Here is an 8735-nt window from a genome sequence, read left to right as displayed (position 1 = left end):
TTTTATAATCGCAATCGTATCTCAAATGTTGCCTAAGTAACTGAATAAAAATAGTCCAATTTATTGACTTCTGAGCATAATGAGCTGACCCATAATTCGTGTGTTCACTTGGTTGACATTAATTTTGCTCATCACGTGTTCTCCTTTAATGTTAAAAATTTTATCATTATTATATAATAAAAACAATATATTTATGTTTAACTATTAAATTAACATGAAATTACTGTTTTTAAAATTAAGGCAAAAGCTGAACCAGTGGTTTACACATTAAATGCAAAAATATTGGCCGAAATGCTTATGGTTTAGTTGAGATAGAAGGCATTAACCCAGTTAAAATAATCATTATTGGTGTTTTTACCATCAGATCAATTGCAAATTTTCGTTAACAGGGGAAGGTGTTAAATTGTAATTTTTAAAAAGCATCTTTCATCATCTACGTAAGTACCCGTATAAAGAATTTTTAGTATATGGCTATGATCATAGAGGATTGGTAGAGATATATCTGCAATTGCTCGAGCGTAAGAAATTCCTAATTCTGGGATGATTGTCTTGATTTCGAATATTTTGTAAAGTATATATGTTTATTTTCATGATAAGATTAATTGTTTGTCAAAAGTACAAATGACAAAATAATTGTTTTTATCATAAAATTTGAATAATTATATCTGTTTGGTATAATGTGATTATCATCAGTTGATAAAGAAACAGATTGGCACGTCAAAGAAAGTTAGTGGTTGCTGAAAACTAACCTGCTGCTGTTATCGAGTTACACAACATAAAATGTATGACGTATGCCGCGATAAGGCTGAATAAGTGAGTGGTAGGTCCGATGACTTACAATTTAGGTGGTACCACGGCAAAAGCCGTCCTATATATTTAATATATAGGGCGGCTTTTGTTTTTTATCACAAAAAGGAGAAAAAAATGAATTTTATAGAAGACCTAAAGTGGCGCGGGGCTTTGAACCAAGTCACAGATGAAACAGGATTATTAGAAGCCATGTCCAATGAAAAAATAGGGGCATACGTTGGGACGGATCCTACTGCTGACTCACTTCATTTGGGTCATTTAATTCCGTTTATGGTGCTAAAACGTTTTCAAAATGCTGGAGGAAAAGCAGTCATTATTGTTGGAGGAGCCACAGGAGCAATAGGAGATCCACGACCTACAACTGAACGTAAGTTATTAACACAAGAGCAATTGATAGAAAATGAAAAGGGCATTACAGCTCAAGTTACTCGCCTTTTTGGTGATAACAACACACGAATTGTTAATAATAATGATTGGTTAGGAAAACTGACATTAACAGATTTCTTACGTGATTACGGTAAACTTTTTTCAATTAACGTTATGTTGAAAAAGGATGTTGTTGCTTCGCGTTTAGAGACAGGTATCTCGTTTACGGAATTTACTTACCAAGTCTTACAAGGTATAGATTTCCATGAGTTATGGCGTAGAGAAGATGTTAAATTGCAAATTGGTGGGTCAGATCAATGGGGAAATATTACTTCAGGAATTGATCTGATTCATTCACTTGAAGGAAATGAAGCTAAGGCATTTGGATTGACTATTCCATTGATGACAGACTCAACTGGTAAGAAATTTGGGAAATCCGAAGGTAATGCTATTTGGTTAGATGCCAAGAAAACTTCCCCATATACTTTCTATCAATTTTGGTTAAATCAAAATGATGCTGATGTTGAAAAATATTTGAAATACTTTACATTCTTGAGCGCTGAGGAAATTGAAGCATTAGCAAAAGAAGTTGAAACAAACCCTGGTGAGAGACTAGCACAACGTCGTCTGGCACAAGAAGTCACTAAATTTGTGCATGGTGAAGACGCGGTTGCAGAAGCTGAATTATTATCAAAAGCATTATTTAGTGGTGATGTGGCTAAGTTATCTGCTTCACAGATTGCTGACGCATTTGATGGTGTACCAAGTTTTGATTGTACTTCGGAAGTTAAAAATATTGTTGATTTGTTAGTTGAAGGCGGTGTGGAAACTTCAAAACGTCAAGCCAGAGAAGATGTTACAAACGGTGCAATTACGATTAATGGGGAAAAAGTAACGAGTACTGATTTTGTAGTAGATCCATCAAAGAATTACGATGGTCAATATATATTGGTACGTCGTGGTAAGAAAAAGTATTTCTTAGGTAAAATCCAATAGAAATATGGTTTTTCATGATTGCTATTGAAAGTGTATGATGGATGTGTCATTGATATAAAGGGGTTATTTATGAAAATATTGATGTACAATACTGTTGCAGAAGAATTGCCATATGTAAAAGATTGGTCTGCTAAAACAGGACACGAGGTGGTTAATCTTTTCGACCCACTGGATACAGAAAACGTTAGTATGGCTAAAGGATATGATGCAGTATCCACCCAGCAAACGACAGTTATGCCTGCACCAATTTATAGTAAATTGGCTCAATTTGGTATTAAACAAATTGCTTTACGCCAAGTTGGATATGATGTGTTTGACTTGCCAGCTGCTTTTGAAAATAATATTAGACTGTCTAATGTGGCTGCATATTCGCCTCGTGCCATTGCTGAATATACATTGACACAACTTATGAATATTTTGAGGAATAACAAAAAATTTGACAGAGCCATGGCAACAGGTGATTATACTTGGGCAGCAGGTGGTCGTGCAAGGGAAATTTATCAAATGACCGTAGCTCTCATTGGTGTTGGTCGTATTGGTAGTTCATTTGCGCAAATGTTGCATGCGCTAGGCGCCAAGGTGCTTGCTGTAGATCCAATTTATCGTGCACAAAATGAAGCCTTTGTCGAGTACACAACACTAGATGATGCACTTTCTCGTGCAAATGTTATTAGTTTTCACACACCACTTAATAGTCAAACAAAGGGTATGGCTGATAAATCTTTTTTTGATAAAATACAACCAGGGACTATCATGTTAAATATGGCTCGGGGTGAAATTGTTGATATGGCTATCTTAGAAAAAAGTTTGTTGTCAGGTCATTTATATGGGGCAGCATTTGATGTGACACCTAATGAAAATGAATTTATGGATAAAAAGCAGTCCATTAATGAATTACCTGAGAATATACAACGCTTAGTTCAGTTAGATAATTTTTATTTGTCACCACATATTGCTTTCTACACCAATACAGCAATTAAAAATATGGTTGAAATGGCGCTTAACGATGCTGTAACTATTGTAAATGGTGGTTACACGGAAAATGAAATTCTGAGGTAAGACAATGAAAATCGGGTCTATTGGCACAGGTGTAATGGGGACAGGCATTATTAATAATTTGCTAGCAGCTGGTCACCAGGTAGTAGTATATAATCGTACTAAAAGTCATGCAGAAGAAGTCATTTCAAACGGTGCTACGTGGGCAGATTCGCCAGCAGATGTGGCACGCGAATCAGAAATGACGATGACTATGGTAGGGTATCCAAAAGACGTAGAGGATGTATGGACTAGAGCAGATGGTGTTTTTGCTGGTGCAAAAGCAGGAGATATTTTAATTGATATGACAACGTCTTCTCCTAAACTAGCACAACAATTAGCACAACAAGGTGAGGCAGCTGGGTATAGTGTTTTGGATGCGCCTGTTTCTGGTGGTGATATTGGTGCTAAAAATGGCACATTATCGATTATGGTAGGTGGCTCTAAACAAGCTTTTGCATGTGCCTTACCCATTTTTGAAGTAATTGGTAAACAGACTGTCCATGTTGGATCGGCTGGAAAAGGGCAGCACATGAAAATGAGTAATAACATTGGTGTGGCTGCGACAGTGCTTACCATGGCTGAGTCCATGGTTTATGCTAAAACAGCTGGGTTGAAACTAGAGGATGCTTACCAGATTTGGTCTGGTGGTGCCGCAAGTTCATGGTCTGTTACTCATTATATGCCGCGTGTCATGAAAAACGATTTTTTACCCGGTTTTTATGTGAAGCATTTGCTAAAAGATCTACGCATAGCTTTAGATGCTGCAGATGAAATGTCAATCGTCTTACCCGGTACAGAGTTAGCAGAAAAATTATTTGCTAAATTAAGTCAAAAATATGGAGATGAAGGTGTCCAAGCTATTGTCAAGTTATGGGCAGAATTTCAGTAAGTAGTAGAGTAAAAAACACAATCGTCGGAAATGTCGATTGTGTTTTTTTAGTTAGTAATAAAATCATTTTTTCCGTATGATTGACTATCACAAAATAAAAGGAGAATTTTATGAAAAAGGTGATAGTCAGTCTACTGACAGCAGGAGTAATTATAGGAATGGGGACGCATACTATTTCTGCTGCTGTTCATGGGGATGATTACCCAAATAATTTGAAATTAGCACATCCAGATACACTGGTTGATTCTTGGAGAATGTACAACAGAGAGTGTGTCTCATTTGTTGCATGGCGTTTACATTCGCAGAATCATTTTGAATTGCCTCAAGGGTTTGGATCAGCTTGGCAATGGCGTTCACAAGCATTAGCTAAAGGATATCAAGTTGACCAAACACCTGCTGTTGGTAGTGTTGCATGGTTTAGTGCCGGGCATGTCGGATGGGTAGCAGATGTTTTGAATAATGGACAGGTTGTCATTGAAGAATATAATTATGGTTTTAATCATACATATTATCGCAGAACAATTAACAAAACAGCCGTAACTGGGTTCATACATTTCAAAGACATTAACCAAGGGCCTATAGATCACCAAACAAGTCCAACGTTGAGTTCGCCAACAACAATTCAAGCTGGCCAAACGATTAAATTTTCGGGTGTTTACCGTGTTACTCGTGTTAATGCGCAGAAGAATACCATTGCTTGTGACCAATTATCTGGCGGTTCATCAACAGCACTTAACTATATTGATGCAGGACCATTAGATAAGACACATGCAAATGGGGTCAAACATTATAACCAAATTTTATCACCTGGAGACTACTTTAAGGTTAATGGACAGTATCGAGTATTAGCAGTTGATCGTCCATCTAATGGTATTAAGGTGAAAATAGGTGTATATAATACTTGGTTAGATATGAATCAAGTGAGTCGAATTAATTAAAGTGTTAATAAGTCAGTATACTCAGATAAGATGAAACTTTTATTATCATGACTTACTTTTAAATGGTTACCGGATTCTAATACTTCAATTGACCAACCAAGATAATGAGCTTGTATATAGGTTTCACGTAGGGTTGGTTTAAGATAAGATAAAATGTTTGATGTGTTTTGTAATTTTCGTTTTGAGTTTAGTATGGTAGCCTGCATCATACCAAATGTTATTAGTGAATTATTGTTATCAATATGTGATAAAAGTTGTCCGCTGATTGTTAATAAAGGTTGTTGTAGCATAGTGTTAATAGTATGTAGTACATTATGGTAACGATCTTTGCTTTCAATAGGCGCATCGGCGACAATTTTTTTGAGGCGTATCATTAACTGTGTTGCTAATAAGTAGTTTTCTTTAGTTAGTTGTTCTGATGGGTTTTGTAAGGCCACTACATGATTACGATCACTAGCAGATCTCAAACTATGGTTATCCCATGTTTGCGGATTGATAATGGCATCAATAATTAAAAGCTGTAACAAATCCAGAGCCAGTTGTGAAATACCATCAATTGCAAAAGGATCAATATCAAACATACGAAACTCAAGATATTTGGCACCGTTTGCGAGTAATTGGTCTAAGTTACCGGAAGATTTTAACCGTACTGGTCCATAAAATTCACTTTTGTCGTATAGTTTACCATCGGCTAAATGTTCTTTGATTTGAGTGATATGGTCTGTCAAGTTTAGGTAGTCAATGGTAATATTACTATGATTTGTGAATCCAAAATTACTAGCACGCCAAGAACGAGCAATCTTAGACTTATCATTAGGAATTTTATCATCTGGATTTTCACTAACTGGTGCGGCGCCAAACAAATAAGTTATGAACCAGCGATAGTGTACAATTTGCTGCGCAATCTGAAAAAATAGCGTATTTTGGGCCTCAATGATTGAGTTTAGTTGTTGTTGTTCTTGAAACCAGTTAACAATACTATCTGTTGGTGAAAAATTAACATGAACACCAGCCATTATGTGTTGAAAAGGGCCATAACGTTTAAGCAAAACATCGCGGTAATCTTGATACCAAGATCGTTCAAAATGTGTTTTTAAGTAATCAATGTCTGATACTGATAAATGTGGTGGCATTGAAAGGGGCCAAATTAATTCATCGTTGGCTAATACCGTTGACAGCATAAATTGTAATTCATGCAAATGAGTTAATGCTTTCTGAGTAGAAAATTGTGGTGCCGTCACTAATTCTTCCTGACTCTCAGAGAAATCAGTTTGAAAGTAAGGTTGCGTTCGACGATTACCTAATATATCGGCATGCGGATGTTGTGACAAACTTCTAGTGCTAATTTGTATGCGATGTTCTTCAATTTCAATGCCAAAAGTACCTGAAAATAGATCTGTTATGAGTTGATTTTTTTTAATGTTAGTATAAGTATCTGACATGAATTTTTCTCCCATACCAATTTGTTCTAGTGTACCTTAGATTATAAAAAATGGGGAAATTAAATTACTGAAAAATAGAATATGCCCTATACTTTTATTATAAATATGATAAAATATAATATGCGTTTTCGAGTTTTTGTGCAAAAAAGCACAAAAAACGGCGTAATATTTATAATAATGAGGAATAGGTATGTTTTTTTCATTTATGCATATACTTAATTGTCTAACATGGCCTATATTTTAAGCTTTTACAATGATGTTATGGTTTGATACATTGTGCGGGAAAAAACTGACAAAAAAGTCAATGATGATTGGTATTTTGTCATTATACTTTGTGAATATATTCAATAATGGGATTGTTTCTCTGTTAGTTAAAACTAATTTTGGATCAAGTATGAGTATTATCATTCTATGTATTTTAGGTTTTCGTCAAAGGTTTTCAGGTGAACGACGTGCAGCTATTGTACTCTATGCTATCATTAGTTCAATATTGACATTTTGGCTAACAAATTTTCAAATGGGTTTGACAGTAGATATTGATCTATCACTGCAGGAACGCTCAGTTATTGATTTTTGTGCTAATGTTTTGGCAATTAGTGCAGTTTTGGCTTTACGACATTTTAAGTTCACTTGGTTGAGCAATGATTTTTTACAGAGACATGTCACACAATTGAATATGTTATTAACTATTAGTATTATCTTTAGACTACTGGGTAATTATCAATCATACCGATTTGTGACGGGTCATTTTGTTGTTTCAGTTTGGCGGGATATTTTTTGGTTGGCGGTCGTAATCACTATTGTCCTTATCCCAATTATTAATTATCATTATGAACAATTGATCAACAGACTTCATCAAAAAGAGCATGCTTTGACAGCTTCCGAAAGTTATATGAATCACTTAGAACAAAAATTTAGTGATTATCGATTTTTTAAACATGATTATAAAAATATTTTAGCTAGTTTAGAATACGGCATTCAATCTGGTAATTTACAAGATATCAAAAAAACATACTACACAGTATTGGAACATAGCACGGCATCGTTGCCTAAAGCATCAACTCTTGAATTGAATAAGTTAACCGATATACATTTAAAAGGATTATTATTAGTTAAGTTTCAGAAAGCAAAAAAGCATGATATTGAACTGTTACTTAATATTGAAGACGGTTTTTATTTAGGGCAATTTGAAAACGACTTTGATTTTTATCGAGTCATTGGCATTTTATTAGATAATGCCATTGAAAACGCGAGTGAAGAATCTGATAAAGTTGTGCATGTGGTATTTTCGCAATCTAACCATGAAATTATAATTATCAATGCTTGCTATAGTAATCGAGATATCAGAAAATGTCAGAATATTGGGTACTCATCTAAGAAAAATCATACGGGATTAGGATTAAGTTTTGTTTCGCGCTATGTTGAAAATAATCAGCTAATCGAACAGATTGCAATTATTGAAGATAACAAATTTATTCAGAAACTAATCTTGGAGATTGCATCATGAATTGCTATTTTCTAGAAGATAATTTAATTCAGCAACGACGTGTACAAGCAATTTTCCCGACTTGTCAGGTTTTTGAAAATCCTACAATATTTCTAGACAAAGTACTAGCTGACAAACAAGACAAAGTTATTTTCTTAGATTTAGAAATTGGAAATGTTGTTCATGCAGGATTGGAAATTGCTAAAATAATTCGTCAGACAGATAAAACATCTGCCATTATTATTCTTTCGACACATACAGAATTAGTTGAAAGGAGTTTTAAATGTCACATTTATGCTCTTGATTTTATTGATAAACTGCAATCTGAACAATTGTTTCGAAAGCAATTAGTTTCTGTAATGGACTCTGCCATAGCAAATTCGGAAAAATCCCAAAAACCGGCTGAATTAGTTGCAATACCTAATGGTCGAAAGCATGAATTAGTAGATATTAATCAAATCTACGCCATTTACACTGATTTGAGCAGAAGCCATAGTATTGTGGTGTTATGTCAAAATAAACAGTTAGTACTTCGCAGCTCACTGACGTTAATTGAAAAATTACATGCTGATTTTTTGAGAGTACATTCTGGTTATATTATTAACCGGCATAAAATTGATAGAATTGCTTTTAATGAAATGACATTACTGTTAACCAATAATCGTGTCATTCCTTTTTCCAGACGCTACAAAAAAACTCTGAAATTATTATAGAAAATTCTGAAACTAACAGGCAACTTTTGAAAACCTTTTTGAAAACAACTATAATAG

Annotated in this window: 7 protein-coding genes; 6 read left to right on the top strand and 1 reads right to left on the bottom strand. The window is 34.6% G+C overall.

The window, feature by feature from the left end; all coding sequences use genetic code 11:
• The first annotated feature begins 924 nt into the window (after positions 1–924).
• The 4 genes from tyrS to K5Q12_RS06425 all read left to right on the top strand — a co-directional run bounded on the left by tyrS (position 925) and on the right by K5Q12_RS06425 (position 5037).
• Positions 925–2172 carry a tyrosine--tRNA ligase gene (gene tyrS, locus K5Q12_RS06440; RefSeq protein WP_220742892.1) on the top strand — a complete coding sequence of 416 codons (1248 nt, stop codon included), beginning with the start codon at positions 925–927 and terminating at the stop codon, positions 2170–2172.
• 69 nt (positions 2173–2241) lie between these two features.
• A complete protein-coding gene (locus tag K5Q12_RS06435; RefSeq protein ID WP_220742891.1) occupies positions 2242–3231 on the top strand; it encodes a D-2-hydroxyacid dehydrogenase in 990 nt (329 codons plus the stop codon).
• A gap of 4 nt (positions 3232–3235) precedes the next feature.
• A complete protein-coding gene (locus K5Q12_RS06430) occupies positions 3236–4099 on the top strand; it encodes an NAD(P)-dependent oxidoreductase (RefSeq protein ID WP_220742889.1) in 864 nt (287 codons plus the stop codon).
• 110 nt (positions 4100–4209) lie between these two features.
• Positions 4210–5037 carry a CHAP domain-containing protein gene (locus K5Q12_RS06425; RefSeq protein ID WP_220742887.1) on the top strand — a complete coding sequence of 276 codons (828 nt, stop codon included), beginning with the start codon at positions 4210–4212 and terminating at the stop codon, positions 5035–5037.
• On the opposite strand, the gene K5Q12_RS06420 is transcribed toward K5Q12_RS06425, so the two are convergent.
• A complete protein-coding gene (locus tag K5Q12_RS06420) occupies positions 5034–6479 on the bottom strand; it encodes a glutamate--cysteine ligase (RefSeq protein ID WP_220742885.1) in 1446 nt (481 codons plus the stop codon). The genes K5Q12_RS06425 and K5Q12_RS06420 overlap by 4 nt on opposite strands.
• A gap of 253 nt (positions 6480–6732) precedes the next feature.
• On the opposite strand from K5Q12_RS06420, the gene K5Q12_RS06415 reads away from it, so the two are divergent.
• The gene (locus K5Q12_RS06415) at positions 6733–7986 is read left to right on the top strand and encodes a GHKL domain-containing protein (RefSeq protein WP_220742883.1); all 1254 of its coding nucleotides are present in this window, start codon (positions 6733–6735) and stop codon (positions 7984–7986) included.
• Positions 7983–8678, top strand: coding sequence for a LytR/AlgR family response regulator transcription factor (locus tag K5Q12_RS06410; RefSeq protein ID WP_220742881.1), 696 nt, complete (start codon positions 7983–7985; stop codon positions 8676–8678). The genes K5Q12_RS06415 and K5Q12_RS06410 overlap by 4 nt, the downstream gene beginning before the upstream one ends.
• Positions 8679–8735: the final 57 nt, after the last annotated feature.

Origin of the sequence: Leuconostoc palmae (genome assembly GCF_019656075.1) — a bacterium.
Taxonomy (GTDB): domain Bacteria; phylum Bacillota; class Bacilli; order Lactobacillales; family Lactobacillaceae; genus Leuconostoc; species Leuconostoc palmae.
This window is presented reverse-complemented; position numbering and strand designations above follow the sequence as displayed.